The organism is Pseudomonas sp. rhizo25, assembly GCF_031931935.1.
Lineage (GTDB): Bacteria > Pseudomonadota > Gammaproteobacteria > Pseudomonadales > Pseudomonadaceae > Aquipseudomonas > Aquipseudomonas synxantha.
In genome coordinates this window covers 1-2098 of the sequence record NZ_JAUJXA010000035.1, presented here as the reverse complement: position 1 = coordinate 2098, position 2098 = coordinate 1, and the positions used below count along the sequence as shown (strand labels likewise).

The 2098-nt window shown below is 63.6% G+C and carries 2 protein-coding genes; both read left to right on the top strand.

All coding sequences use genetic code 11. The features are described 5' to 3' along the window. A partial coding sequence (locus QZR30_RS27795) for a substrate-binding domain-containing protein (RefSeq protein ID WP_311904777.1) occupies positions 1–909 on the top strand: 909 nt, incomplete at its 5' end. Next, positions 906–2098 (top strand): ATP-binding cassette domain-containing protein (locus QZR30_RS27790; protein WP_311904776.1); only part of this gene is annotated, 1193 nt, incomplete at its 3' end. The genes QZR30_RS27795 and QZR30_RS27790, both read left to right, overlap by 4 nt.

Genomic DNA, 2098 nt, shown 5'->3' with positions numbered 1-2098 from the left:
AAGATCGGCTTTCTGGTCAAGCAGGCCGAAGAACCCTGGTTTCAAACAGAATGGGCCTTCGCCGAAAAAGCCGGCAAGGAACACGGTTTCACCGTGATCAAGATCGCCGTGCCCGACGGCGAGAAAACCCTCTCGGCCATCGACAGCCTGGCCGCCAACGGCGCCAAGGGCTTTGTGATCTGCCCGCCGGACGTGTCCCTGGGCCCGGCCATCGTCGCCAAGGCCAAGGTCAATGGCCTGAAAGTGATGGCCGTGGATGATCGCTTTGTCGATGCCAAGGGCAACTTCATGGAGGACGTGCCGTATCTGGGCATGGCCGCCTTCGAAGTGGGCCAGAAGCAGGGCGCCGCCATGGCCGCCGAGGCGAAGAAACGCGGTTGGGACTGGAAGGACACTTACGCGGTGATCAACACCTTCAACGAGCTCGATACCGGTAAAAAGCGCACTGACGGCTCGATCAAGTCCCTGGAAGAAGCCGGCATCCCCACGGATCACATCCTCACCGCTGCCCTCAAGACTCTTGACGTGCCTGGCAGCATGGACGCCACCAACTCGGCCCTGGTCAAGCTGCCCGGCGGCGCGAAGAACCTGATCATCGGCGGCATGAACGACAACACCGTGCTCGGCGGCGTGCGCGCCACTGAAAGCGCCGGCTTCAAGGCCGCCAACGTGATCGGCATCGGCATTAATGGCACCGACGCCATCGGCGAATTGAAGAAAGCCGACAGCGGTTTCTTCGGCTCCATGCTGCCGAGCCCGCACATCGAGGGCTATAACACCGCGCTGATGATGTACGAGTGGGTCACCAAAGGCACTGAACCACCGAAGTACACCGCCATGGACGAAGTCACCCTGATCACCCGCGAGAACTTCAAGGAAGAACTGACCAAGATCGGGCTGTGGAAATGACCGCTGCGGCCCTGCGTTTCGACGCGATCGGCAAAACCTTTCCCGGGGTCAAGGCGTTGGACGGCATCAGCTTCACCGCCCACCCCGGGCAGGTGCATGCCTTGATGGGCGAGAACGGTGCGGGCAAGTCGACGCTGCTGAAAATCCTCGGCGGCGCCTACATCCCCAGCAGCGGCAGCGTGCAGATCGGCGCGCAGGTCATGGCGTTCAAAAATGCCGCCGACAGCATCGCCAGCGGCGTCGCGGTGATCCACCAGGAACTGCACCTGGTGCCGGAAATGAGCGTCGCCGAGAACCTGTTCCTGGGGCACTTGCCGACGCGCCTGGGCGTGGTCAATCGCGCCCTGCTGCGCCAGCAGGCGCTGACGTGTCTGAAGGGCCTGGCCGATGAGATCGACCCCGACGAGAAGCTTGGGCGCCTGTCCCTGGGCCAGCGCCAACTGGTGGAAATCGCCAAGGCGCTGTCCCGTGGCGCCAACGTGATCGCCTTCGATGAACCCACCAGCAGCTTGTCGGCACGGGAAATCGACCGACTGATGGCGATAATTGCGCGCCTGCGTGACGAGGGCAAAGTGGTGCTCTACGTGTCGCACCGCATGGAAGAAGTGTTCCGTATCTGCGATGCGGTGACGGTGTTCAAGGACGGTCGCTATGTGCGCACCTTCGAAGACATGAGCACCCTGACCCACGACCAGTTGGTGACCTGCATGGTCGGCCGCGATATCCAGGACATCTACGACTACCGCCCGCGGGAGCAGGGCGAGGTGGCGCTCAAGGTCGACGGTCTGCTCGGCCCGGGGCTGCGTGAGCCGATCAGTTTCCAGGTGCGCAAGGGCGAGATCCTGGGCCTGTTCGGGCTGGTGGGCGCGGGGCGCACCGAGCTGTTTCGTTTGCTCAGCGGCCTGGAGCGCGCCAGCGCCGGCAGCCTGGAGCTGTGCGGGCAAGCGCTGCAGTTGCGCTCACCCCGCGACGCCATCGCCGCCGGCGTGTTGCTGTGCCCGGAGGACCGCAAGAAGGAAGGCATCATCCCGCTGGCCAGCGTCGCCGAAAACATCAACATCAGTGCCCGCGCGGCGCATTCCACCTTTGGCTGGCTGTTGCGCGACGGCTGGGAGAAGGGCAACGCCGAGCGGCAGATCCAGGCGATGCGGGTCAAAACCCCGAACGCCGCGCAGAAGATCCTGTACCT